Source organism: Mesorhizobium sp. PL10 (genome assembly GCF_053714315.1).
This window is the reverse complement of record NZ_JBSKBR010000012.1, coordinates 16,754-41,772: the sequence shown is the minus strand read 5'-3', so window position 1 is coordinate 41,772 and position 25,019 is coordinate 16,754. Positions and strand designations below refer to the sequence as shown.

General features: G+C 63.0%; 23 protein-coding genes and 1 riboswitch. Of the genes, 14 read left to right on the top strand and 9 right to left on the bottom strand.

Annotated elements, in window-relative coordinates; genetic code table 11:
• The first annotated feature begins 18 nt into the window (after positions 1-18).
• A complete protein-coding gene (locus ACWGTO_RS20030) occupies positions 19-669 on the top strand; it encodes a S24 family peptidase (RefSeq protein ID WP_454576536.1) in 651 nt (216 codons plus the stop codon).
• The gene (locus ACWGTO_RS20025; protein WP_454576692.1) at positions 669-1,541 is read left to right on the top strand and encodes a thermonuclease family protein; all 873 of its coding nucleotides are present in this window, start codon (positions 669-671) and stop codon (positions 1,539-1,541) included. Before ACWGTO_RS20030 ends, ACWGTO_RS20025 begins: the two co-directional genes overlap by 1 nt.
• Here ACWGTO_RS20025 and ACWGTO_RS20020 read toward each other — a convergent pair.
• Complete coding sequence (locus ACWGTO_RS20020; protein WP_454576535.1) at positions 1,504-3,153, bottom strand: lysine--tRNA ligase; 1,650 nt, start codon at positions 3,151-3,153, stop codon at positions 1,504-1,506. The genes ACWGTO_RS20025 and ACWGTO_RS20020 overlap by 38 nt on opposite strands.
• A gap of 156 nt (positions 3,154-3,309) precedes the next feature.
• Between ACWGTO_RS20020 and ACWGTO_RS20015 the strand changes: the two genes are divergently transcribed.
• The gene (locus ACWGTO_RS20015; protein ID WP_454576534.1) at positions 3,310-3,723 is read left to right on the top strand and encodes a tellurite resistance TerB family protein; all 414 of its coding nucleotides are present in this window, start codon (positions 3,310-3,312) and stop codon (positions 3,721-3,723) included.
• 156 nt (positions 3,724-3,879) lie between these two features.
• Here ACWGTO_RS20015 and ACWGTO_RS20010 read toward each other — a convergent pair whose 3' ends face one another.
• The gene (locus tag ACWGTO_RS20010) at positions 3,880-4,731 is read right to left on the bottom strand and encodes a transporter substrate-binding domain-containing protein (RefSeq protein ID WP_454576533.1); all 852 of its coding nucleotides are present in this window, start codon (positions 4,729-4,731) and stop codon (positions 3,880-3,882) included.
• Between the two features lie 260 nt (positions 4,732-4,991).
• Here ACWGTO_RS20010 and ACWGTO_RS20005 point away from each other — a divergent pair, with 260 nt between their 5' ends.
• Positions 4,992-5,723: a helix-turn-helix transcriptional regulator gene (locus ACWGTO_RS20005; protein WP_454576532.1), complete on the top strand. Its 732-nt coding sequence runs from the start codon at positions 4,992-4,994 to the stop codon at positions 5,721-5,723.
• Between the two features lie 273 nt (positions 5,724-5,996).
• Positions 5,997-6,635: an acyl-homoserine-lactone synthase gene (locus ACWGTO_RS20000; RefSeq protein ID WP_454576531.1), complete on the top strand. Its 639-nt coding sequence runs from the start codon at positions 5,997-5,999 to the stop codon at positions 6,633-6,635.
• Between the two features lie 384 nt (positions 6,636-7,019).
• Here the strand turns inward: ACWGTO_RS20000 and ppk2 are convergent, their stop codons facing one another.
• Positions 7,020-7,925: a polyphosphate kinase 2 gene (gene ppk2, locus ACWGTO_RS19995; protein WP_454576530.1), complete on the bottom strand. Its 906-nt coding sequence runs from the start codon at positions 7,923-7,925 to the stop codon at positions 7,020-7,022.
• Between the two features lie 194 nt (positions 7,926-8,119).
• Here ppk2 and ACWGTO_RS19990 point away from each other — a divergent pair, with 194 nt between their 5' ends.
• From ACWGTO_RS19990 to ACWGTO_RS19980, 3 genes are all read left to right on the top strand, one after another.
• Positions 8,120-9,385, top strand: coding sequence for an ATP-binding protein (locus ACWGTO_RS19990; protein ID WP_454576529.1), 1,266 nt, complete (start codon positions 8,120-8,122; stop codon positions 9,383-9,385).
• Between the two features lie 115 nt (positions 9,386-9,500).
• Positions 9,501-10,226 (top strand): phosphate signaling complex protein PhoU, encoded by a 726-nt coding sequence (gene phoU, locus ACWGTO_RS19985; protein WP_454576528.1) that lies wholly within the window; start codon positions 9,501-9,503, stop codon positions 10,224-10,226.
• Between the two features lie 83 nt (positions 10,227-10,309).
• Positions 10,310-11,317 carry a magnesium and cobalt transport protein CorA gene (locus ACWGTO_RS19980; RefSeq protein WP_454576527.1) on the top strand — a complete coding sequence of 336 codons (1,008 nt, stop codon included), beginning with the start codon at positions 10,310-10,312 and terminating at the stop codon, positions 11,315-11,317.
• Between the two features lie 66 nt (positions 11,318-11,383).
• Here the strand turns inward: ACWGTO_RS19980 and ACWGTO_RS19975 are convergent, their stop codons facing one another.
• Positions 11,384-11,902: a GcrA family cell cycle regulator gene (locus tag ACWGTO_RS19975; protein ID WP_454576526.1), complete on the bottom strand. Its 519-nt coding sequence runs from the start codon at positions 11,900-11,902 to the stop codon at positions 11,384-11,386.
• Positions 11,903-12,260: 358 nt separating this feature from the next.
• Here ACWGTO_RS19975 and ACWGTO_RS19970 point away from each other — a divergent pair, with 358 nt between their 5' ends.
• From ACWGTO_RS19970 to ACWGTO_RS19960, 3 genes are all read left to right on the top strand, one after another.
• A complete protein-coding gene (locus tag ACWGTO_RS19970) occupies positions 12,261-13,460 on the top strand; it encodes an acetylornithine transaminase (RefSeq protein ID WP_454576525.1) in 1,200 nt (399 codons plus the stop codon).
• A 17-nt stretch (positions 13,461-13,477) separates the two neighbouring features.
• Entirely contained in the window at positions 13,478-14,389 is a 912-nt protein-coding gene (gene argF, locus ACWGTO_RS19965) for an ornithine carbamoyltransferase (RefSeq protein ID WP_454576524.1), read from the top strand.
• Between the two features lie 95 nt (positions 14,390-14,484).
• Positions 14,485-15,516 carry an Hsp33 family molecular chaperone gene (locus ACWGTO_RS19960; RefSeq protein WP_454576523.1) on the top strand — a complete coding sequence of 344 codons (1,032 nt, stop codon included), beginning with the start codon at positions 14,485-14,487 and terminating at the stop codon, positions 15,514-15,516.
• A 205-nt stretch (positions 15,517-15,721) separates the two neighbouring features.
• Here ACWGTO_RS19960 and apaG read toward each other — a convergent pair whose 3' ends face one another.
• Positions 15,722-16,114, bottom strand: coding sequence for a Co2+/Mg2+ efflux protein ApaG (gene apaG, locus ACWGTO_RS19955; RefSeq protein WP_112565540.1), 393 nt, complete (start codon positions 16,112-16,114; stop codon positions 15,722-15,724).
• A gap of 242 nt (positions 16,115-16,356) precedes the next feature.
• On the opposite strand from apaG, the gene ACWGTO_RS19950 reads away from it, so the two are divergent.
• The gene (locus ACWGTO_RS19950; protein WP_454576522.1) at positions 16,357-17,511 is read left to right on the top strand and encodes a glycosyltransferase; all 1,155 of its coding nucleotides are present in this window, start codon (positions 16,357-16,359) and stop codon (positions 17,509-17,511) included.
• 39 nt (positions 17,512-17,550) lie between these two features.
• On the opposite strand, the gene ACWGTO_RS19945 is transcribed toward ACWGTO_RS19950, so the two are convergent.
• Positions 17,551-18,741, bottom strand: a complete 1,191-nt coding sequence (locus ACWGTO_RS19945; RefSeq protein WP_454576521.1) for an O-succinylhomoserine sulfhydrylase — start codon at positions 18,739-18,741, stop codon at positions 17,551-17,553.
• A 57-nt stretch (positions 18,742-18,798) separates the two neighbouring features.
• A riboswitch (SAM riboswitch) is annotated at positions 18,799-18,876 on the bottom strand.
• 79 nt (positions 18,877-18,955) lie between these two features.
• Here ACWGTO_RS19945 and ACWGTO_RS19940 point away from each other — a divergent pair.
• The gene (locus ACWGTO_RS19940) at positions 18,956-20,050 is read left to right on the top strand and encodes a 2'-deoxycytidine 5'-triphosphate deaminase (protein ID WP_454576520.1); all 1,095 of its coding nucleotides are present in this window, start codon (positions 18,956-18,958) and stop codon (positions 20,048-20,050) included.
• A 101-nt stretch (positions 20,051-20,151) separates the two neighbouring features.
• A complete protein-coding gene (locus ACWGTO_RS19935; RefSeq protein WP_454576519.1) occupies positions 20,152-20,922 on the top strand; it encodes an ABC transporter substrate-binding protein in 771 nt (256 codons plus the stop codon).
• A gap of 51 nt (positions 20,923-20,973) precedes the next feature.
• Here the strand turns inward: ACWGTO_RS19935 and araD1 are convergent, their stop codons facing one another.
• The 3 genes from araD1 to mmsA form a co-directional block, all read right to left on the bottom strand.
• Positions 20,974-21,969 carry an AraD1 family protein gene (gene araD1 / locus ACWGTO_RS19930; protein WP_454576518.1) on the bottom strand — a complete coding sequence of 332 codons (996 nt, stop codon included), beginning with the start codon at positions 21,967-21,969 and terminating at the stop codon, positions 20,974-20,976.
• Between the two features lie 211 nt (positions 21,970-22,180).
• Positions 22,181-23,467 (bottom strand): multiple monosaccharide ABC transporter permease, encoded by a 1,287-nt coding sequence (gene mmsB / locus ACWGTO_RS19925; protein ID WP_454576517.1) that lies wholly within the window; start codon positions 23,465-23,467, stop codon positions 22,181-22,183.
• Complete coding sequence (gene mmsA / locus ACWGTO_RS19920) at positions 23,464-24,996, bottom strand: multiple monosaccharide ABC transporter ATP-binding protein (RefSeq protein ID WP_454576516.1); 1,533 nt, start codon at positions 24,994-24,996, stop codon at positions 23,464-23,466. Before mmsA ends, mmsB begins: the two co-directional genes overlap by 4 nt.
• Between the last annotated feature and the right edge of the window lie 23 nt (positions 24,997-25,019).

The window sequence follows — 25,019 nt, the reverse complement described above, 5'->3', positions numbered from 1 at the left end:
GTTTCGAGGGAGAGCGAATTGCTCTCGCATGATCGTGTTTGGGCCGCCATCGACGCTCTCGCCGAGCGTTATTCGCTGTCGGCCTCGGGTCTGGCCCGGCGTGCCGGGCTTGATTCGACCGCGTTCAACAAGTCGAAGCGGCTGTCCTCGGATGGGCGGCCGCGCTGGCCCTCGACCGAATCGCTGGCCAAGATCATCGAGGCGACCGGTGCCTCGCTCGACGAATTCACCGGGCTGGTCGAAGGCCGTGCCAAGACCGCTTCAGGCCAGGCAGCCGCGCAGCGTTCAGCGGTGCCGCTGCTCGGCTTTGCCCAGGCCGGCGCTGGCGGCTTCTTCGACGATGCCGGCTATCCCTCCGGCCAGGGCTGGGATCTGGTCGAGCTTCCGGCGCGGGCGACGGAAACCTCCTATGCGCTGAAGGTGCAGGGCGATTCCATGCTGCCGCTCTACCGCAATGGCGATGTGCTGATCGTCGAGCCGGGCGCCGCCACCCGCAAGGGCGACCGCGTCGTCGTCAAGACCAATGCCGGCGAGGTCATGGCCAAGGTGCTTGACCGTCAGACGACGAAGTCGATCGTGCTGATCTCGCTCAATCCCGATCACCCGGACCGCGATATCGCGATGCGCGATGTCGAATGGGTGGCGCGGATCGTCTGGGCAAGCCAGTAGTGCGGCTGCTGCAACTGGCCCTGGCCGTGCTGGCGATCCCGGCGATGGTGGCCCTGGTTGTCGCTGGCGGCCGCGTCCTGCAGCCCGAGCAGAGAAGCGTCGTCATCGACCAGATCGACCCGGGCATTGACGCCGTGCCCGAGGAGCCGGCAACGTCGGCCCTTCCCGAAACCCGGCCCGCCAAGCCTGCGTTGCCTTCGCCTCCGGTGCATTCGAGGGCGATCGATCCCGAGGCAATCGCGCCGCCGCCGCTGCCGCCAGAGGAGCTCGAACGGGTCGAACCGCGGGCACCGCTGAGCGATCTCGCGCTGGCCGGACCGCCCAGGCCGCGCCGGCCGAAAGCAGTCGACGACTGGGGCGGGACAAAACTGTTCCAGCCGGTCGCATCCGCCGCCGGCCTGATCGAAGCCAATGGTTATTCCGTGGCCGTCTCCGGCCTCGACATCGTCAAGGAGGACGAGACCTGCACCGATGACGGCAAGTCCTGGGCTTGCGGTGTTCGCGCGCGCACCGCATTCCGGTCTTTCCTGCGCGGCCGGGCCGTGGCGTGCAAGGTGCCACCGGAGGCTGACAGCGCGCTGATCGCCGCCGAATGCCGCATCGGCAAGCAGGATGTCGGCCAGTGGCTGGTCGAAAACGGCTGGGCGCGTGCGGTCGCGGGCGGCCCCTATGTCGAAGCGGGCGACAAGGCGCGCGACGCCAAAAAGGGCATCTTCGGCGCCGCGCCCGATCTTGGCGGCCTGCCGCCGGCGCCAACGCCGGTTGCCGCACCGACGGCGTCGCAACCGATCCTCGATGCCCCGGCGACAGACACGCCGCCGGTCGGGACGGAAATCATGCCGCCAGCTGACCAGCCAGCGCCCGCTCAATGAGGGCGCGCGTCTCGGCAATGCCGTAAAGCGCTGCGAACGAGCCGAAGCGCGGGCCGCGTTCCTGGCCGATCAGCACCTGGTAGATCATCTGGAAGAAGGCGCCGGAAACGCCGGGACCGCCGTCCGGGCTCTGCTTGGAATGGTCCTGGTAGCGCTCGATTTTGCGCGCGACGTTCAGCGAAGCGTTCTGGATAGCCTCGCCGTCAGCACCGGCCGGCAGGGCGGCCAGCGCCTCCGACAGCTTCGTCAGTGCCTCGCGCTCGACCGCGTCGGCGGCTCGATAGACCTTGGCCGGCCGCACGAAATCGTCGAAGTAGCGGATGGCGAAGCCGACCAGCTGGTCGAGCTCGGGATGCGTTGACGGCGTCACGCCGGATGTGTGGCGCAAGATGAACCCCCACAGCACGTCCTTGTTCTGCGCATTGGAGGCGCTGACCAGGTTGAGCAGCAGCGAAAACGGCACCGGCAGGTCTATCGCCGGCGGCTCGCCGCCATGCATGTGCCAGACCGGATTGCCCAGCCGCTCCTTCCAGTCTTGGCGCGGATAGGCGCCGAGGAAGGTGTAGTATTCATCGACGGCGCGCGGGATGACGTCGAAATAGAGTTTTTTCGCCTGCCTGGGTCGCTGGTACATGTAAAGGCCGAGGCTTTCGGTCGGCGCATAGCGCAGCCATTCGTCGATGGTCAGCCCGTTGCCCTTCGACTTCGAGATCTTCTGGCCGTTCTCGTCGAGGAACAGCTCGTAGACGAAATGCTCCGGCGCGCGTCCGCCGAGGATGTTGCAGATGCGGTCGTAGACCACCGCGTTGGTCTGGTGGTCCTTGCCGAACATTTCGAAATCGACGCCGAGTGCGGCCCAGCGCATGCCGAAATCCGGCTTCCACTGCAGCTTGACCCTGCCGCCGGTCACCGGAAGCGTGGTCTCGGTGCCCTCATCGTCGAAGGTGATGGTGCCCGCCTTGGCGTCGACATGCTTCATCGGCACGTAGAGCACCCGGCCGCTCTTCGGCGAAATCGGCAGGAATGGGCTGTAGGTCGCCTGGCGCTCCGGCCCGAGCGTCGGCAGCATCACCGCCATGATCTGGTCATAGCGCTCGGCGGCGCGCACCAGCATCGCGTCGAAGCGGCCGGCCTTGTAGTACTGCGTCGCGCTGGCGAACTCGTAGTCGAAGCCGAACGTATCGAGGAAGCGGCACAGCATCACATTGTTGTGGTCGGCAAAGCTTGCATAGTCGCCGCCGAACGGATTGGGCACCGAGGACAGCGGCATGTGCAGGTATGGCTCGAGCGCAGCGCGATCCGGCACATTGTCCGGGATCTTGCGCATACCATCCATGTCGTCTGAGAAGCACAGGAGCTTGGTCTTGACCTTGTTTCCAGTCAGCACGTGGAAGGCATGGCGCACCATCGAGGTGCGCGCCACCTCGCCGAACGTGCCGATATGCGGTAGGCCTGACGGACCGTAGCCGGTCTCGAACAGGACGGTCTCGGGAAAGTCGGCGCCTTTGTAGCGGTCGATGATCTTTTTGGCTTCCTCGAACGGCCAGGCCTTGCTTTCGGCTGCCGCCGCAAGCATTTCGGGGTTGAGATCGGCGATGTTTGATCCCGTCATGTCGCTGTCTTCCAAATTATGCACCGGCTTCGCCGGATCGGAGTTTCAACCGGTCTCTAGGCGTGCACGCCTTGGGCGTCAACGCGCGCGGCGGTTTTTCCTTGCGGCGCGACGACCGCGTTCCTACCTTCGAAACCCAATATCAAGGAGTTTTGAATGCCGTTGCCGTCCACGCATGAAGCCCTGATCTACCTGATGGTCATCACCTCGGCTTCCGACCGCGACATGACCGATGTCGAACTGGCACGCATTGGCGACGTCGTCCGCAGCTGGCCGGTGTTCGAGGATTTCAATCAGGACAGGCTGATTGCCATCGCGCAGGACTGCCAGAAGATGCTGAATGAAAAGGACGGGTTGGAAGGCGTTCTCGAGCGTGTTGGCAAAGCTTTGCCCGAGCGGCTGCACGACACCGCCTATGCCGCCGCCTTCGAGGTCGCCGCCGTCGATCTCGAAATGCGCATGGAGGAATTGCGGGTGTTGCAACTCATCCGGCGCCAACTCGATCTCGACACGCTGACCGTCGCAGCCATCGCGCGCGGGGCCAAGGCGCGGCTGCGCACGCTGACTTGAAAGTCTCGCTGGTAGGGGCTGTTGAAATTCAGGTCAGGCCGGGTCGAGAATGGCTGATGCCGAGAACCGGAGCGGAGCGTACTTGAAGTATGTGAGCGCCTGAAGCGCAGGTGTCAGCCCGTTCGCAGGCCGGCATCTTCTGAATATCGGCAGCCCCTAGAAAAAGCTGACCGGGAAATAGCGTAGATAGAATTCGGCAAAGGTGCCCTTCACCGAGATTTCCTGCAGCGCGTAGTCCATCGCCGCGGCCAGCGCCGGATCGCCGGCCCTTGTGGCGATGGTCATGCCGGAACCCAGATATTCCGGCGCGAGATAGGGGCCGCCGGCGAAACGGCAGCAGCCGGCCGCGTCCTTGCCGCCAAGCCAGAAGGAAAACCGCATGCCGTCGCCGAAGGCGGCGTCGATCTTGCCGCTTTTCAAATCGCTGTAGAGGTCTTCAGGGCTGTTGAAGGGGACGATCTGCACCGTGCCGAAATAATCGCGCAGCATCTTTTCATGCGCCGCGCCGGCCAGCACGCCGACCCGCTTGCTGCGCAATTTGTCGAGGATAGGCTCGGCGAAGGCCTTGGTCTTCGGCATGATGAAGCGCGCCGGAAACTGCAGATAGGAGCGCGAAAAACTGTATTTCGCCCGTGATTCCGGCGTCGCGGCGATTCCGGCGATGATCGCTTCGCCTTCGCCCTTCTGCAGCGCCTCGTCGAGTTCGGCCCAGGGCAGCGCCTGGATCTGGCATTTGTCGGCGATGTCGAGTTCAGCGCAAATCGCCCGCGCCAGGTCGATGTGGAAGCCGGACAGCCGGCCAGCGCCGTCGAGAAAGTTGAAGGGCGGGAAATCGGTTGTGGTCAGGAATCGGAGCCTGGGTAGCGCCGAGAGATCCGGTTTCGGCAGCCGTTCCTTGGCGTCCCAAAGCACCGGCACCTGCGGTCCCGCCGCGCGCGCAACGCCGGCAAACGGCTGCGCTCCGGCCAGCAGCGACAGCAAGGCAACGGCTATCCAGCGAAATGTCACGAAAGAAACTCCGACCGTTCTGCCATTGGCTTTTGATACGAAAACGGTGCAGGCACAATTGTTTTTGATTTCAAGGGGCAACTTTCGGGTTATGCTTTAGTGAGGTTGCAAATAGCTGCGCAGATTCGGTCCGAGGGCAAGCGGTCGCTGCGCTAGAAAAACCAAATATGCGACTTGCAATCCGGGGTTGATGGCGAAGTGCGGATCAGGCACGTAACATCAGTCTCAAGAGCAGTAGGCAACATGGGGTTGATGTTGCGATGGGTCATTTTGACCGGACACTGGAATATATTGACCAGGTGCAGCGTGCCGGCACGGCGGCTGAGGTGTGCGAGCGGCTACTCAGTGTCACCTCGAATTTCGGATTGACGGCCCTGATAGCCGCGACAGTGCCGCAGCCCGGCATGTCAAGCAGCCAGCAGAAGGACCATGTGCTGCTCTGCGATTGGCCTAATGAATGGCTGGAGCGTTACCTGACGCGCAACTATGTCGACCACGATCCGGTCGTCAGCCACTTGAAACAGTTGCGGGCGCCATTCCAATGGCGCGAGGCCGTTCAGAGGATGCCCGCCGACAAGAGCAGCGACGAGGTGATGCGCGACGCTCGCGAATTCAAGCTGCGTGACGGCCTCGCCTTCCCGCTGATCACGCTCGAAGGCCAGATCGCGCTGGTTTCGCTGGGCGGTGAGGCGGTCGAACTGTCCTACGCCGAATTCGCAATGGTCTCGCTGGCCTCCACCTATGCCATCGGCCGCGCCATGCAGCTTCAAACGACGGCCGGCAAGGTTATCGATCACATTGAATTGACGCCGCGCGAGCGCGAATGCCTGCAATGGGCGGCGGTTGGCAAATCCGAGTGGGAAATTTCGCAGATCCTCGGCATCTCGGAGCATACCTCGGAGAAACACCTTCTCAACGCCAAGAGCAAACTGGGCGCCGCCAATCGCGTGCAGGCAGTCGCCGAGGCAATCAGACACGGCTATATCAGCTAGGCCGGTTCTGGCGGCCCCGAAATTATTGGCCGCCCCGTTGGCCTAATTATCTTCAGGAAAGACCGACCCTGTCGTCCTCTTGAGACGGCTAATGCTTTCTTAACGCCAAATGCAGACTGGGCGCCGCCAAACGGGCAAGCCGTCGCGGAGGCGATTAGGCACGGCTATATTAGCCATGGCGGCTGTGGCAGCCCAGAAATTCTTGCCAACACCTTCGCGCAATTTTTTCGGGAAACCCGACCGTATCTTCCTCTTAAGCCCAGGAGACGGCCAATGCTATTTTCCCTCAACACTCAACAATTGATGGAGCGTCCCGACCTTTGGGAGGCGGTCCATCGCCTGCGTTACAAGGTCTTCGTCGATGAGATGCGGTGGACCGATCTCGATCGCCCGGACGGCCTCGAGATCGATCAGTTCGACCATGATGCAGCCGAACACCACCTTGTCATCCGCAATGGCGAGCTTGCCGGCTATCAGCGCATGCTGCCGACCACGCGGCCGCATCTCCTGAGCGACGTGATGCCAGAACTCTGCGAGGGAAGGCGCCCATCGGGACCGAATGTCTGGGAGCTCACCCGCTACGCGGTGGCGCCAGGCTTTCGCGATGGCAAGCGCGGCGTGTCTACGGTCGGCACCGAGCTGATCGCCGGCTTCGTCGAATGGGGCCTTGGTCGCAATATCAATCAGGTCATTATCGAGGTCGAGCCGGTGTGGGTGCTGCGGACACTGCAACTGCATTTCCTGGCGACGCCGCTCGGCTACCAGCGCACCTATGGCAACCAGCAGGTCGTCGCCACCTTGCTGACCTTCAACGATCACACGCTCGATGTCGTGCGCTCACGCCGCAACCATCACGCCCCCGTGTTGGCCAGAGGCACGCCCGACATGATCGGCATGCGGCAGGCGTCGTGAGATCGGAGACGACGAGATGAGCTTTGACGCCCCAACTCGAACTGCGCGGCCCCACACGCTGGTCGTCACCGTGTCGTCGCATGACGGCCGGCCGTTCTGGACAGGCGCGCCTATGCAAGCCTGGCCAGGACCTTCCATGAAGCCGCCGTCACCGACATGTTCCGCACCCTGGCGACGTTCCCCAAGCCGGTGCTGGCCTGTGTTGACGGCGATGCCGTCGGCGTCGGCGGCACCATCCCGTTCCAATGCGGCTCTACAGGACGACACCACGCTGAAGCGGCTGCAGCGGATCGCCCGTCTGGCTGCATGACGCCAGCACGTTTGCAGTAAAGCCAGACAACAGAGCCCATCCCGTATCAGGGATGGGCTCTGTGCCTTCAGCCTCTACTTCTCCAGGAATGACGGCCCTTCGCCGATGATCTTCTTGTCTTCCTTGCCGATGGCGTCGAGATCGCGCCCATCATAGGGCAACGACAACAGGATGCGCCGCATGGCGGCCAGCCGCGAGCGTCGTTTGTCGTTGGCCCGCAGGATGATCCATGGCGCGAACTGCTTGTGCGTGCGCTCGACCATCTGGTCGCGGGCCTTGGTGTAATCGTCCCATTTGGTGATGCCGGCAATGTCGATCGGCGAGAACTTCCAGTTCTTCAGCGGAGACCAGCGGCGGTCGTGGAACCGTTCGAGCTGGGTTTCGCGGCCGATGTTCAGCCAGAATTTGAAGAAATAAATGCCTTCATTGGAGATCATCCGTTCGAAATGCGGCGTCTCGTCGAGAAATTTCTCATGCTGCTCCGGCGTACAGAAGCCCATCACCGGCTCGACGCCGCCGCGATTGTACCAGGAGCGGTCGAAGGTGACGAATTCCCCCGATGCCGGGAAATGGTCGACATAGCGCTGGAAGTACCACTGCCCGACTTCCGTCGGTGTCGGCTTGGTCAGCGCCACGTTGCGCGCGGTGCGAGGGTTGAGATACTGGCGCAACACGAAGATGGTGCCGCCCTTGCCGGCGGCATCGCGCCCCTCGAACAGCGCCATCACCCGCTTGCCGGTCGCCTGCAGCCAGGCCTGCGCCTTGACCAGCTCGATCTGCAGCCGCTCCAACGTCTCGTCATATTCCTCGCCCTTCATTTTCTTGTCGTAGGGATAGTCGCCGGCGGTCAGCTTGTTGTCCTCGATCCAGCTCGGAAGCTCGGGGTTCTCGATATCGAACTCCCGCTCCTTGCCGTCGATGCTGATCTTCAGCGGACCTTTTGCCGGCTCTGCCGCGGGACTTTCCTTGGGTTTTTTCATCGAGACGAACCTTTCCAGCTTGCGGACTCATGCTATGGGGGCCACTACAGCGCCGCGCGGACGCGCAAAGGACGCTGTAGCATTTTTGATTTGCGCATGATCCTTTCCGAAAATCGATTCCGATTTTCGGGGTCATGCGGGAAGCCGGTCCAGCGGATGTTTCATTCGGCCGGCGCAAGGTGCAGGACGGGCGAATGGCTGACACCGGCGCAGAGCGGATAACCACGGCGCAGGCGCTAAGGGCCAGGGTGTGGAACGGCCGCTGGCTGCTCGCCGCGGGCATCGTTGCTGTCGCGGCCGTCTATGGTTTCGCCGGCATGTCCGTCTATGTCGTTCTGCTCGCCTGTGCGGTGCTGCTCGCCGCCGCGATGCTGCCGACCGGCGGCGCCAGCCAGTCCATCCAGAGCGATGCCGCGATCGAGTCGAGCGGGCTGCAGCGGCTTTCCGGCGAATATCTCGCGGCAGCCGTTGCCGATCCGTTGATCATCTTCGACCGCACCGCCACCATCGTCCATGCCAACGCCGCAGCCTTCGCCGCCTTTGGCGGGATCGCGCCCGGCCTGTCACTGTCGTTGAAATTCCGCGCCCCCGAGATGCAGGCACTGCTGGACAGCGTGCTGTCGGGAACGGTCGCTTCGGATGCCGTCGACTACACCGAGAAACTGCCGGTCGAACGGGCCTACCGGGTCAGCGCGTCCTCGGTTGGCCACGCCACCGATCTCTTTGTGCTGGTGTTCAAGGACCAGAGCGAGACGCGCCGAATCGACCGCATGCGCGCCGACTTCATCGCTAATGCCAGCCATGAGTTGCGCACCCCGCTGGCCTCGATCTCAGGCTTCATCGAAACGTTGCGCGGTCCGGCCCGCAACGACCCGGCGGCGCGCGAGCAGTTCCTGCAGATCATGCAGAACCAGACCGGCCGCATGGCACGCCTGATCGACGACCTGCTGTCGCTGTCGCGACTGGAAATGAAGCCCTATCTGAAGCCGGGCACCGAGGTCGATCTGCGCCAGACCATCGACAGCGTCATCGACTCGCTCGGCCCGCTCGCCAGGGAAAACAGCGTCGTCATCGAGCGCGACTATGCCGAGGGGCCGCTCGACGTGCCTGGAGACCGCGACGAGCTGTTCCAGGTGTTCGAGAACCTGTTGGAGAACGCCTGCAAATACGGTCAGCCGGGCGGACGTGTCACGGTGTCGATCGGCAGCAGTGAGGCCGGTCCCGAACCAGGCATCGACGTCACCATCAGGGACTACGGTCCAGGCATCCCCGAAGAGCACATCCCGCGCATTACCGAGCGCTTCTACCGCATCGATGTCGAGAGCAGCCGCACTCAGAAAGGCACCGGCCTTGGCCTGTCCATCGTCAAGCACATACTGACGCGTCACAACGCCAGACTTTCGATCAAGTCGGAAGTCGGCAAGGGCGCGGCGTTCACGGTCCATTTGCCGGCGCGCTGAGGCAGTACTATTTGCTAACTGCCTGTTTCTTCTTTCTGTCATCAGGCAAGCGTATCAGCACAGGATTCGAGGAAACGACTCAAAAGGCCAAGGATTCCAGGAAGGCATTTGATCCATGCAGTCCGTACACATCGTCAGCGCCTATGACGAAGAGCTGAAATACCTGTCGAAACGCATCGCTGCGATGGGCGGGCACGCCGAGCGTATGGTTGAGCAAGCAATCCAGGCCCTGGTCAATGCCGATCCCGGCCTCGCCCAGAAGGTCATCCGCGACGACATTGTCCTCGACGAGGGCCAGCGCGAAATTGACGATAAGGCCATCGTCATCATCGCCAAGCGCCAGCCGATGGCGACGGATCTGCGTGAGATTGTCGGCGCGATCCGTATTTCCGCCGACCTCGAACGGGTCGGCGACCTCGGCAAGAATGTCGCCAAGCGGGTGGTGAGTGTCATTGACGGCCGCCAGCCGACCAGCCTGTTTCGCGGTCTCGAGGCGCTTGCCGAGCTCGCATTGACCCAGCTCAAGGAAGTGCTCGACGTCTATGCCTCGCGCTCGGTCGACAGAATAGGCTTCGTTCGCGATCGCGACGACCAGATCGACGCCATGTACACCTCGCTGTTTCGCGAGCTTTTGACCTACATGATGGAAGATCCGCGCAACATCACGCCGTGCACACATCTGCTGTTCTGCGCCAAGAACATCGAGCGTATCGGCGACCACGCCACCAACATCGCCGAGACCATCTATTACATCGTCACTGGCGACCAGTTACCGACCGAGCGGCCGAAAGGCGACAAGACCGACAAGGTTGCGCTTCCGCAGACGGTGCCGGTCAAGTGAACGGCCGCCTCTCGAACGCTTAATCATATTGCGCTAAGCTATCGTAGCGTTAAGCTTCTCAGGTTCTGCTTCCGGAGGCTGCGATGGAATATGTCCGAGAGTTCAAGCCGGCGCCGGCATCGTCCGGCATCATCGCGTCGAGCGTCTACACCGCCGGCAAGCGCATCGCCGACATCCCGATCGAAGAGGCCGGCGCCTGGGCGAAGAAATCCGGCCATGTCGTCTGGATCGGGTTGCTCGAACCCGACCGCGAGCTGTTGCTGCGCGTCAAGGCGCAATTCCATTTGCATGAGCTGGCGATCGAAGACGCCGAGCATCCGCATCAGCGGCCAAAGATCGAGCAATATGGCGATGCCCTGTTCATCGTCGCCCGCACCGCCCAGTTGATCGACGGCCGCGTCACCTTCGGCGAAACCCATCTGTTTGTCGGCTCAGGCTATATCGTCAGCGTCAGGCATGGTCCGTCGACCTCCTATGCCGCCGTGCGCCAGCACTGGGAAAGCTGCCCGCACTCGCTGGCCAAGGGCGAGGACTTCGTCCTCTATGCCATTCTCGACTTCATTGTCGACAATTACATGCCGGTGCTGGAGCAGATCGAGGACGAGGTCGAGGCGATCGAAGACAAGATCCTGCTGAAGCCGATGACCGGTCCCGACATAGAGCGGCTCTACATGCTGCGCCGCGATCTGTTGCGCCTGCGCAATGCCGCACTTCCCTTGGTCGAGGTCTGCCGCCGGCTGACCAGCGCCGAACTGCCGCAGATCCATAGCGCCATGCACCCGCTGTTTCGCGATGTGACCGACCACATCCGCACCGTCCAGGAAAAAATCGACAGTCTGCGCGAGGTTCTGGCCTTCGCCTTCGAAGCCAGTCTGCTGGTCGGCCAGAGCCAGGAAACGGCGAATACCAAGAAGCTGGCGTCATGGGCCGCCATACTGGCGGTGCCGACGGCGTTCGCCGGCATATACGGCATGAATTTCGATGACATGCCGGAACTGAAGATGGAATACGGCTACCCGGTAGTGCTGACTGCGATCGCCTGCATCTGCGTGTTCTTGTACTGGCGGTTTCGCAAAAATGGCTGGCTGTGAAGGCAAGGCAGTAGGCTAATGAGTCCAGCCGAAAGCCCCTATTGCCTACTGCCTATTCCCTAATCACTATCTCGCCCGCCGCCGCTCCGAAGCCGGCTGAAACGCAACCCTTGCGTGATATTTGCAATAGGGACCGGTTTCGGCCGCCTCGTTGCCGCAGAAGTTGAAGTCTTCCGACAGCGGATCGCCATTCGGCCATTTGCAGGTGCGCTCGGTGAGGTCGGTAAGCTGCAGATGCCGCGAGATCGGCACGACGACGTTTTCGACCGGGCGGATGTAGTGGCGAGCCACCGGCTCGGCGTCGAACTGCGCCTGCAGCGCTGTCGCACCGATCGAGGTGGTGACGTGGCGTTGCGTGGTTGCGGCGCGCGACACAGACTTCTGGATGGACGATCCCTGCGCCGTCTTCTTCTGGCGCGCCGGCGTTGCGGTCGAGCGTCCGCGGCCCGACAGCTTCAGCCGATGCACCTTGCCGATGACGGCGTTGCGGCTGACCCCGCCAAGTTGTGCGGCGATCTGGCTTGCGCTCAAGCCCTCCGACCACAGTTTTCTGAGAAGTTCGACCCGCTCGTCAGTCCAGTTCATGAGACCGCGCTCCTGCTAAGCGTGCGGCAGCCGGAATCTATTCCCGACCCGGCAACCTTTGCCGGGGCAGACACCACATATATTAGGTGATTAGGTCCGCCGCACGAAATCTAGTTATTTCCCGACTACAATTACCTCATGTGTTGACTCGGTGACAAGAGTCCCAGGTGCAACACGAATCGGTTTTTTCGGTTTTCCCCAACTTGCCCGGTCGCTTATGAGCCGGCGTCCCGTCGGGAGCTTGCCGCGCGCCTTTGCACGACGTTTTCGTTGACTTCATGGCCGAAAAACACGATAAGCCGCACAAGGCCGCCGCTTTGGCGGCTTTTTTGATTTTCCGGTACCGGAGACGCATATAATGAGCGGTTCGGCGCTTTACGAGACTTTTACTCGCGCACCCCTGGCATTCGACCATGGCGAAGGCACCTGGCTGGTTACCGACAAGGGCGAGCGATATCTCGATTTTGCTGGCGGCATCGCGGTCAATTCGTTGGGCCACGGCCATCCGCATCTGGTCTCGGCGCTGACCGAGCAGGCGGCCAAGCTCTGGCACGTCTCCAATCTCTACGAGATCCCTGGGCAGACCCGGCTCGGCGAGCGGTTGGCTGAGGCCACCTTCGCCGACAAGGTGTTCTTCACCAATTCCGGCGCCGAGGCGCTGGAATGCGCGATCAAGACGGCGCGGCGCTACCAGTTCGTCAAGGGCCATCCCGAGCGCTTCCGCGTCATCACCTTCGAAGGCGCCTTCCATGGCCGTACGCTGGCGACCATCGCCGCGGGCGGTCAGTACAAATATCTCGAAGGCTTCGGCCCCAAGGTCGAAGGTTTCGACCAGGTCGGATTCGACGACATCGATGCCGCCGAGAAGGCGATCACGCCGGAGACCGCGGCGATCCTGATCGAACCGGTGCAGGGCGAGGGCGGCATCCGCCCGGTGCCGACGCAATCGCTGAAGCGGCTGCGCCAGCTCTGCGACCAGCACGGCCTGCTGTTGATCTTCGACGAGGTCCAGTGCGGCATCGGCCGTACCGGCAAGCTGTTCGCGCATGAATGGACCGGCGTGACGCCCGACATCATGGCGATCGCCAAGGGCATTGGCGGCGGCTTCCCGATGGGCGCGTGCCTCGCCACAGACGAGGCTGTCGTCGGCATGACGGCAGGCGTGCATGGCACCACCTTCGGCGGCAATCCGCTGGCGATGGCGGTCGGCAATGCCGTGCTCGACGTGGTGCTGGAAGACGGTTTCCTCGAAGACGTCCAGCGCAAGGCATTGCTGATGAAGCAGGGCCTGGCGGCAGTCGCCGACGAATTTCCCGATGTCATCGAAGGCATCAGGGGCACCGGCCTGATGCTCGGCCTGAAATGTGCCATGCCCAACACCAAGGTCAACATGGCGTTGCGCGACCAGCATCTGCTGGCAGTGCCGGCCGGCGACAACGTCATTCGCCTGCTGCCGCCGCTCACCGTCACCGATGCCGAGATCAAAGAGGCGCTCGACCGCATCCGCGCCGGCGCCAAGGGCCTGGCCGACGCCATCACCGCGGCCGCCGCGAAGTAACCCCGGAACCATTCCTGATGTCACTTCGCCATTTCACCGATCTTTCCGCCGTTTCCGAGGGCGATCTGCGGTTCATGCTGGACGACGCGGTGGTGCGCAAGGCGCGCCTCAAGGCCGGCGAGCGCACCAGGCCGCTCGAAGGCAAGGTGCTGGCCATGATCTTCGACAAGCCGTCGACGCGTACACGTGTCTCCTTCGATGTCGGAATGCGCCAGCTCGGCGGCGAGACCATCATGCTGACCGGCACCGAAATGCAGCTCGGCCGCTCCGAGACCATTGCCGACACCGCCAAGGTGCTGTCGCGCTATGTCGACGCCATCATGATCCGCACGACGTCGCATGAGCGGCTGCTCGAGCTGACCGAGAATGCCACCATCCCCGTCATCAACGGGCTGACCGACGACACCCATCCCTGCCAGCTGATGGCCGACATCATGACCTTCGAGGAGCATCGCGGTCCGGTTGCCGGCAAGACCATCGCCTGGACCGGCGACGGCAACAATGTGCTGCATTCGCTGCTCGAAGCCTCGGCGCGGTTCCGCTTCAACCTCAATGTCGCCGTGCCGGAAGGCAGCGAACCGGCGCAGAAGCATATCGACTGGTCGAAGACCAATGGCGGCAAGCTGCATTTCACCCGCTCGCCGGAGGAAGCCGTCGACCAGGCCGATTGCATCGTTACCGATTGCTGGGTCTCAATGGGCCAGGAACACCGCGCGCGCGGCCACAATGTCTTCTCGCCCTATCAGGTCAATGCGGCACTGATGGCGAGGGCCAAGCCCGACGCCCTGTTCATGCACTGCCTGCCGGCGCATCGCGGCGAGGAAGTTACCGACGAGGTCATCGACGGGCCGCATTCGGTGGTCTTCGACGAAGCCGAGAACCGGCTCCACGCCCAGAAGGCGGTTTTGGCCTGGTGCTTGGGCGCGTGAAGTGTCTGGGCGCTTGATCTGCGGGGGCGCGATGCCTATTTGCGCCGCATCACGCAAATCAAGCGCGTTTGGACGCATGCACCCCTCCGGGCCGCATGGCCGCGCCCTGGAGTATTGTCATGTTGGAAACGCATCAAGTGACTGAACACCACCCCAAACTCGGCGAGTTCGGCTACGCCGGCGACGATCACGTCGTGCCGTTCGAGGTCGGGCCGCTCGACGTGCGCGGCCGAACCGTGCAGCTCGGGCCGATGCTCGACGCCATCCTTGGCCGCCACGACTATCCCGAGCCGGTCGCCCGGCTTCTGGCGGAAGCCTGCGTGCTGACGGTGCTGCTTGGCACCTCGCTCAAATTCGAGGGCAAGTTCATCCTGCAGACCCGCACCGACGGGCCGGTTGACATGCTGGTTGCGGATTTCTCCACGCCCTCGGCATTGCGCGCCTATGCGCGCTTCGATGCCGACCGGCTGGAGGCGCTGGTCGCCGCCGGCGAAACCTCGCAGCAGACGCTGCTGGGCAGCGGCGTGCTGGCGTTGACCATCGACCAGGGCGCACACACGCAGCGCTATCAGGGCATCGTCCAGCTCGACGGCGAGACGCTGGAAGACGCCGCGCGCACGTACTTCCGCCAGTCGGAGCAGATCCCGACCGATATCAGACTTTCGGTCGCCAAGCTTCTGACGCCGGGGCCTGGCGGGGCGCGCGAGCAGTGGCGCGCCGGCGGCATCCTGGCGCAGTTCCTGCCGCAGTCGCCCGAGCGCATGCGCGTGCCCGACATTTCGGGCGGCGACGGCGATCCGCGCGACGTGACGAACGAGCCGGCCGACAATTCCTGGCAGGAGTTGCTGGCCCTGCTCGGCACCATCGAGCCGACCGAACTGATCGACCCGACCATCGGCGCCGAGCGTCTGCTCTACCGGCTGTTCCACGAACATGGCGTGCGCGTCTTCGGCGGCGTGCCTGTCGCCGACCAGTGCTCCTGCTCGCGCGACAAGATCCGAGGCATCCTCGAAGGCTTTTCGGCCGAAGAGATCAGGGAGAGCACGCAGGATGGCGGCATCCATGTCGCCTGCGAGTTCTGCTCGACCCAGTACGACTTCGACCCGGCGGAGTTTGCTGCGCAGTGAGGCTTCTTCCTTCTCCCCGTTTCACGGGGAGAAGGGTGCCCGAAGGGCGGATGAGGGGCCTTTGCGGCAGATGGGAAATTCGCTGACGTTGCAGGTCTTGCGCAGGATCATCACCGGGTTCTGGCTTCGCGACGGTGGTCCCCCTCTCCGTCCCGGCTTCGCCGGGCCACCTCTCCCCCGCTGCGCGGGGGCGAGGAACCAGTGCTCAATTCACCGTCCTTCTGGTCCCCGGCAGGTCAAGCGAGAAAGCCGGGATAGCGATATCGAACGTCTCGCCCCTTTTGTTGCGCATCGTGTAGTGCCCGACCATGAAGCCGGACGGCGTCGAGAGCGGGCAGCCTGACGTATATTGGTAGCTGTCGCCCGGATTGAGTTCGGGCTGGTCGCCGACCACGCCGGCGCCGCGCACCTCTTCGACCCGGCCGCTGCCGTCGGTGATGTGCCAGTAGCGCGACATAAGCTGCACGAACTCGTCCGACTGGTTGTCGATCGTCACCTGGTAGCCCCAGACATAGCGATTCTCCGACGGATCCGAGCGATCCTCCAGATAGAACGGTCTGACCTGCACTTCGATGTTGCGCGTGACTGCGCGGTACATGGGCTGCTCCAAACGATACGGACGAAATCGTCGACGCTCTCCCCCGCACAGTCAACCGTGCGCGTCGTATTCTTGGCCAGACCCCTGGTGGGGGCATCATGGGCAGGTGCCGAACAACAATGTCATTTGAGTGACACATGACAATGATGGTGTGTACGAACCGTGTCGGGCGACTCAGCGCTCTGTCGAACTGTTGAAAACGGTCCCTCGTGGCCGCTTTTTCCCGGAGTGACCAGATCTCGATGGAACTGACAGTCATAGCAGCGCTGCTTTCGATACTCCTGCTCCTCTCCAACCTCGCCAGCATTGTGTTGGCCTCGCTTAGCCTGAAGCGGCCGCGCCTCATCACGCCGCCCGCTGCAAAGGCGGCACCGGTCTCGATCGTCGTGCCGTCGCGCGGCGTGGAGGCTTTCACGCGGGAGACGCTTCAGCGCGCCTTCTCGCTCGACTGGCCGCGTTACGAGCTGATCTTCTGCGTCGCCCATGCCGAAGACCCCGTGGTCGAGCTCATCAACGCCGCAATCGCCCACCATCCCGAGATTCCGGCACAGCTCCTCGTCGGCGATGACCGGGTCAGCGCCAATCCGAAACTCAACAACTGCGTCAAGGGCTGGCAGGCGGCGCAGCACAATTGGGTCATCCTGGCCGATTCCAACGTGCTGATGCCTGTCGACTACGTACAGCATCTGTTGGCGGCCTGGCGGCCGGACACCGGGCTTGTCTGCTCGACCCCGATCGGCTCGCGGCCGGATGGGTTCTGGGCCGAGGTCGAATGCGCCTTCCTCAACACGCTGCAGGCGCGCTGGCAATATGCCGGCGAAGCCCTTGGCCTCGGCTTTGCCCAGGGCAAGAGCATGCTGTGGAACAAGCCGATGCTTGACGCCAATGGCGGCATCGAGGCGCTTGCCGCCGAGATCGCCGAAGATGCTGCCGCGACCAAGCTGGTCAATGGGCTCGGCCTGCACGTCAATCTCGTTGCCTCGCCGTTCGAACAGCCGCTCGGCCAGCGCACCTTTGCCGAGATCTGGTCGCGCCAGACGCGCTGGGCGCGGCTGCGCCGCGTCACCTTCCCGCTGTTCTACACGCCCGAAATCCTGACCGGCGCGGCGGTGCCGTTGCTGCTGGCGCTGGTCGCAGCGGCAAGCGCCGGCGTCAGCCTGCCCACCACGGCCTTGGCTGTCCTGGCCTTTGCCTACGTGCCGGAATGCCTGCTCGCCTGGGCCAAAGGCTGGTATTTGTCGCCGCGCATCGTCACCGCCATGATCGTGCGCGATGTGATGCTTCCCGCCATCTGGGCGCGCGGTTGGCTCGGCGGCGCGGTCGAATGGCGCGGCAATGCCATGACCATCCGCACCAAGGCGATGACGGAACTGGAAGAGGCCTCGTCGGGCGCCTGATCGACGCCGGGCTTTTGCCTTGCTTTTCGGACCAGGCCGCTACTTGGCCGCCTTCAGCGCCTGCTCGACGTCATCGAGCAGATCATCCGTATCCTCGAGACCAACCGACAGCCTCAGCGTTCCCGGCCCGATGCCGAGCTCGGCGCGCGCCTCGTCGCTGAGGTTCTTGTGCGTCGTCGTCGCCGGGTGGGTGATCAGGCTCTTGGCGTCGCCGAGATTGTTGGAGATCAGCACGATGTCGAGCGCGTTCTGCAAGGCGAAAGCCGCCTGCTTGCCGCCCTTGACGTCGAGGCAGATCAGCGTCGAGCCGCCGATCATCTGCTTCTTGACGATATCGGCCTGCGGGTGGTCGGCGCGGCCGGGATAGATGACGCGGGCGATCTGCGGCTGCCCGGCCAGGAAATCGGCGATCCTGGCCGCACTTTCCGTCTGCTGGCGCACGCGCACCGGCAATGTTTCCAGGCCCTTCAGCAGCGTCCAGGCGTTGAACGGCGACAGGCTCGGACCGGTGTGGCGGAAATAGTCGTGCAAATTCTCGTCGATCCACTTCTTGTCCGACAGGATGATGCCACCCAGGCAGCGACCCTGGCCGTCAATGTGCTTGGTGGCGGAATAGACGACGATGTGGGCGCCGAGCAGCAAGGGCTTCTGCTGCAAGGGCGTGGCAAAGACATTGTCGACGATCAGCCTGGCGCCGATCGAGGTCGCCAGCGACGCGACGGCGGCAATGTCGACTACTTCCAAGGTCGGATTGGTGGGGCTTTCCAGGAAGAACAGTTTGGTGTTCGGCCGCACCGCCTTTTCCCAGTTGGCGATGTCGGTGCCGTCGACAAGCGTCGCCTCGATGCCGTATTTCGGTGCCAGCGTCTCGACCACCCAGCGGCAGGAGCCGAACAGCGCGCGCGCCGCGACAATGTGATCGCCGGCCCTGGCGCTGCAAAGAAGCGCCGCCGTCACCGCCGCCATGCCCGATGCCGTGGCGCGCGCATCCTCGGCGCCTTCCAGCGCGCACATGCGCTTTTCGAACATGTCGACGGTCGGATTGGCGTAGCGCGAATAGATGAAGCCCGGTTCCTCGCCCTTGAAACGGGCTTCGGCGGCCTGTGCCGTCTCATAGACATAGCCCTGGGTCAGGTACATCGCTTCTGACGTTTCGCCGAACTGGGAACGCAGCGTTCCCCCGTGCACGAGTGCGGTCTGAGGCTTCCAGTTACGCTTCTTGGTGCTCATCGTTTTTGTTCCAGACACAAAAAAACCGGCCGCGAAAGTCGCAACCGGTCCATACGGCCTTGCGGCCCGACGGTCCTTTAGCGACTTGTTTAACGTGGCTGCAAGCCGACCGGCCAAATCACCACGGGATAACGACCCTTTAGACCTCAGTCATGCTTGCGTCAATTGCCGGCTTCATTAAGAGGTTTGTACCAGTTGGAACGGAGCCAGCCTTTTGCGGCAGACAGGCATTCTTCCCGATCAGGACATTTCCGCGCTGTTTCAGTCCGGCGCGCTGAAGTCGCCGCGCGCGCTCGACGCCGACCAGGTCCAGCCGGCCAGCCTTGATCTCAGGCTCGGCGACAAGGCTTTTCGCGTACGCGCCTCCTTCCTGCCGGGTCCCGACCATCTGGTGACCGACAAGCTCGATCGGCTGAAACTGCATGAGTTCAGTCTCGCCGAGGGCGCGGTGCTGGAAACCGGCTGCGTCTACATCGTGCCGCTGCTCGAAAGCCTGGCGCTGCCTGCAAACGTGTCGGCCTCGGCCAATCCGAAGAGTTCGACTGGGCGGCTCGACATCTTTACCCGGGTGATGACCGATCGCGGCCACGAGTTCGACAAGATCGCCGCCGGCTATCATGGGCCGCTCTATCTCGAGGTCAGCCCGCGCACCTTCCCGATCGTCGTGCGTGCCGGCTCGCGGCTGTCGCAGATCAGATTCCGCACCGGCAATGCACTCCTGTCGGAGAGCGAACTCAAGGAATTGCACCACGCGGAAATGCTGGTGGCGACCGAGCCGCCCAACATTTCCGGCGGCGGGATTGCGCTGTCCATTGACCTCGACGGCGATCAGAACGGCCTGGTTGGCTATCGCGGCAAGCATCACACCGGACTGGTCGACGTCGACAAGCGCGCCGCGCAGGACGTCGTCGATTTCTGGGAGCCGCTCTACAAGAGCGGCGCCGGCGAACTGGTGCTCGATCCCGACGAATTCTACATCCTGGTCAGCCGTGAGGCGGTGCACGTGCCGCCACTTTACGCCGCCGAGATGACGCCCTTCGATCCGCTGGTCGGTGAATTCCGCGTCCACTATGCCGGCTTCTTCGATCCCGGCTTCGGCCATTCGGCGTCCGGCGGCACCGGCAGCCGGGCAGTGCTCGAAGTGCGCAGCCACGAAGTGCCGTTCATCCTCGACCATGGCCAGATCGTTGGCCGGCTGGTCTACGAGCACATGCTGAAGCGGCCGCAGGCGCTGTACGGCACCGATCTCGGTTCCAACTACCAGGCGCAAGGCCTGAAACTCTCCAAGCATTTCCGCACCGCCGGGTGAACCTCGATCACCGTCAGGCAAAATACTTGCCTGCGTTGCCCCGCCATGCTTGGCTGCCTTTCGGTGGCCGGCAAGAGACCGGCGCGTAAGGGGAACCAAAAATGCAGATATCAAGATGGATCATATCGGCAGCCGGCGCTGCCATGCTGGTGATGGCGGCCGGCTCGCTGGCGCAGGCGCAGGAAAAATTGAAGATCGGCACTGAGGGCGCCTATCCGCCCTTCAATACCATCACCGCGGACGGCAAGGTCGAAGGCTTCGACATCGACATCGCCAATGCGCTTTGTGCGCAGATGAAGGTTGAATGCGAGATTGTCACCCAGGACTGGGACGGCATCATTCCGGCGCTGCAGGCGAAAAAATTCGACGCCATCATCGCCTCGATGAGCATCACCGAGGAGCGCAAGAAGCAGGTGGCCTTCACCAACAAATACTACACCACGCCGCTGGCGCTTGTGGCGCCGAAGGACAGCGACCTCACCTCCACCGAACCGGCCGCCCTAGCCGGCAAGACGGTGGGCGCGCAGGCCTCGACCACCCAAGCCGACTACGCCCAGAACGCCTACGGCAAGGCCGGTGCGGAGGCAAAACTTTACCCGACCCAGGAGGAGGCGATCACCGACCTGCAGAATGGCCGCCTCGATGCGGTGATTTCGGACAAGTTCGTGCTGATGGACTGGCTGAAGAAGGCGAGCGACGGCTGCTGCAAGCTGGTCGGCGACGTCAAGGGCACCGAGACGCAAGCCGGCATCGCCGTCCGCCTGGAAGACACCGCTCTCCGCGACAAGCTCAACGCGGCCATCGACGCGATCGTCGCCGACGGCACCTACAAGAAGATCCAGGCCAAGTATTTCGATTTTGATATTTATTGAGGGAGGCACCTTCTTCCTTCTCCCACAGGGGGAGAAGGGAAGGGCGCTACGTCACAACGCCTTCACCGCCACCTTCACCGGTTGCTCGATTTCCAGCGGGTTGCGCAGCGGCAGGCCGAAATCCCCGGCTTCGATCTCGAAGACGTCGCCGGCTTCAGTTCTGATGCCGTCGGCGAAGGACAGCGTCGCCGTGCCGAACATGTGGACATGCACGTCGCCAGGCTGGCGGAAGGCTGAATATTTGAAGTGGTGATGCTCGAGATTCGCGATGGTGTGCGACATGTTCGCCTCGCCCGACAGGAACGGCTTTTCCCACAGCAGATTGCCGTCGCGCAGGATGCGTGAGGCGCCTCTGATGTCGGCCGGCAGGTCGCCGATCAGGATCTCCGGTCCGAACGAGGCGTTGCGCAGCTTGGAATGCGCCAGGAACAGATAGTTCACCCGCTCGGTGACGTGGTCGGAAAACTCGTTCGACAGCGTGAAGCCGACGCGGAACGGTGCACCGTCGTCGCCGATGACATAGATGCCGGCGATTTCCGGCTCCTCGCCGGCGTCCTGCGCGAAGGCCGGCGACATCAGCGCCGCACCCGGCGCCACCGCCATGGTGCCGTTGCCCTTGTAGAACCATTCCGGCTGCACGCCGGTCTGGCCCTTGGCCGGCTTGCCGCCTTCCAGTCCCATGCGAAACATCTTCATGGAATCGGTGAGTTGTTCCTCACCGCCATCGCTGAGCTTCTTGTGCATGGAATCGCGCGTAGCCGCCGAGCCGAGATGGGTCAGCCCGGTGCCGGTCAGATGCAGATGCGCGGGATCGGGATGGTTGATCGGCGACACCAGCCGGCCCTTCTTGTAGGCGGCGTCGAGGTCCACGGCCTCACCGTATCCCTTGCGCTCGATCAGCGCGGCGAGACCGGTGCCGGTGCGCGCGGCTTCCATCGCCAGCGAATAGACGCTGCGGGCGCCATTGATGATCCTGGTCTTGCCGCCGCCATTGCGGGCGACGACGCGGATCGTCTCGGCGTCGTCGAGGATCTGGGAGATCAGCATGATGAAACCCTCTCTCATGTGCCTTGGCCCGGTTGCCTCTTGGCAAACCTTGACCTGCGCGGCTCGGACCACGCCGCGCCACGGGTTGAACTCTTCGTCCGGATTGCGCTCGCGGGCTCGGTCCCTCAGGGGACTTGCTGATGTCGGCAGGTTGCCGGCAACATCGCGATCTTGACCCGTATGCCTTCTTCGTTGCCTCGCCTAAGCCTGTTCAAGCCTTGTTCTTGTTGTAGACGTCGAAGATCACGGCGCCGAGCAGCACCAGGCCTTTGACCACCTGCTGCCAGTCGACATTGACGCCCATGATCGACATGCCGTTGTTCATGACACCCATGATGAAGCCGCCGACGACGGCACCGATGACCTGGCCGACGCCGCCCATCGCCGAGGCGCCGCCGATGAAGACGGCGGCAATGACGTCGAGCTCTGAACCGAGACCCGCTGCCGGCACCGCCTGGCCAAGACGAGCCGCGATGATCAGGCCGCCGAGCGCTGACAGCACGCCCATATTGATGAACACCATCAGGGTCAGCCGCTCTGTGTTGATGCCCGACAGCTGCGCCGCCTTGGCGTTGCCGCCCATGGCATAGATGCGGCGGCCGATGGTCATGCGCTTGGTGACGAAGACGAACAGTGTGATCAGCACACCCATGACCAGCAGCACGACCGGCAGGCCCCTGTAGCTGGCGAATTCATAGACCAGGAACAGCGCCAGCGCGCTGGCGACCAGCGTCTTGACGATGAAAAGGGGGAAGGGCTCCGCCTCATAGCCATGGCGTTCGCGCTTGCGCCGGGTGCGAACCCCGAAATAGGCATAGGCCAGCACGGCGATCAGGCCGAGCACGACCGTCGTCATGTGCAGCGTCAGGCCGCTGCCCAGGATGGTCTTGCCGGCGGCGTTCACCGTTGGCGGGATCAGCGTCAGCGGGCCGATCACATCTGGGATGAAGCCGGAGCTGAGCGCCTTGAAGTCGCCCGGAAGCGGACCGACCGAGGATCCGCCGCCGAGCAGCGCCTGGCAGATGCCGCGGAAGATCAGCATTCCGGCCAGCGTCACGATGAAGCTTGGTATCCGGTGATAGGCGATCCAGTAGCCTTGCGCGGCGCCGATCAGGCCGCCCACGATCAGGCAGACGATTGAAACCACCAGCGGATTGCTGAGCGGGCCGAGCTGCCAGATGACCATCATGTTTGCCGCCAGCGCGCCGATGAAACCGGCGACCGATCCGACGCTGAGGTCGATATAGCCCGATACGATCACCAGCAGCATGCCAAGCGCCATCACGATGATGAAGGAGTTCTGCTGCACCAGATTGCTGAGGTTGACCGGCTTGAACAGCGTTCCCGACGTGGTGAACTGGAAGAACAGCATGATGACGATCAGCGCGATGATCAGACCGTATTCGCGCAAATTCGTCGTCAGCGCCGAAACGGCGATGCGCGGACGCTGTTCTTCAGCGACGTTGCCCTGCGGGGCGGGGGCGGTTTCGGTGCTCATGCTGCTTTTCCTTCTCCCCGAACGATGGCGCGCATTATTTTTTCTTGGCTTGCGTCCGCCGCGGGCATTTCGCCGACGATGCGGCCTTCGTTCATGACGTAGATGCGGTCGGTGATGCCTAGAAGCTCCGGCATTTCCGACGAGATGACCACGATCGCCTTACCCTCCGAGGCAAGGCGGGCGATGATCGTGTAGATTTCGTACTTGGCGCCGACGTCGATGCCGCGCGTCGGCTCGTCGAGGATCAGCACCTCCGGGTCGGCGAACAGCCATTTCGACAGCACCACCTTCTGCTGGTTGCCGCCGGAAAGATTGCCGGTCATCTGATAGACGCTGGAGGCCCGGATGTTGGTCTTCTTGCGGTAATCGTTGGCAACCGCGAGCTCGCGCAGATCGTCGATCACGCTGTGGCGCGACACGCCGCCGAGATTGGCGAGCGTAATGTTGTGTTTGATGTGGTCGATGAGGTTGAGACCGTAGGTCTTGCGATCCTCGGTCACGTAGGCAATGCCGTGCTGGACCGCCTTGCTCACCGTGGAGACATCGACCGGCTTGCCCTTGAGCAGCACCTCGCCGGTGATGCGGCGGCCATAGGAGCGGCCGAACAGGCTCATGGCGAATTCGGTGCGGCCGGCGCCCATCAGCCCGGCAATACCGACCACCTCGCCCTTGCGCACATTGATGTCGATGCCCTTGATCATCTGCCGCTCGGCATGGAGCGGATGATAGACCGACCAGTTCTTCACCTCGAACACGACTTCGCCGATCTTCGGCTCTCGCGGCGGATAGCGGTCGTCGAGGGAGCGGCCGACCATCGAGGTGATGATGCGGTCTTCCGAGATGTCCTTCTTGGCCAGCGTCTCGATGGTGCGCCCGTCACGGATGACGGTGACCTTGTCGGCGACCCGGTTGACCTCGTTGAGCTTGTGCGAGATCAGGATCGAGGTCATGCCCTGGCGCTTGAATTCGAGCAGCAGGTCGAGCAGCGCCTGGCTGTCCTTTTCGCTGAGTGACGCCGTCGGCTCGTCGAGGATCAGCAGCTTGACCTCCTTGCTCAGCGCCTTGGCGATTTCGACCAGCTGCTGTTTGCCGACGCCGATATTGGTGATCAGCGTCTTGGGGTCCTCCTTGAGGCCCACCTTCTTCAACAGCGCGCTGGTGCGCTGCTCGTTGGCGTCCCAGTCGATGACGCCGTAATTCGCGTGCTCGTTGCCGAGGAAAATGTTTTCGGCAATCGACAGCATCGGCACCAGCGCAAGCTCCTGGTGGATGATGACGATGCCCTTGCGTTCGCTGTCATGGATGCCTTTGAACTGGCATTCCTGACCCTGAAAGATAATCTGGCCGTCATAGGTGCCTGCGGGATAGACGCCCGACAGAACCTTCATCAGCGTCGATTTGCCGGCGCCGTTCTCGCCGACCACCGCATGGATCTCGCCTTCCTCGACTCTGAGGTTGACGTTCGACAGCGCCTTCACGCCGGGGAACGTCTTGGTGATGTCGCGCATCTCCAAAATCGTCGAGGTCATCAGGGCAAGCTCCTCCGAGGCCG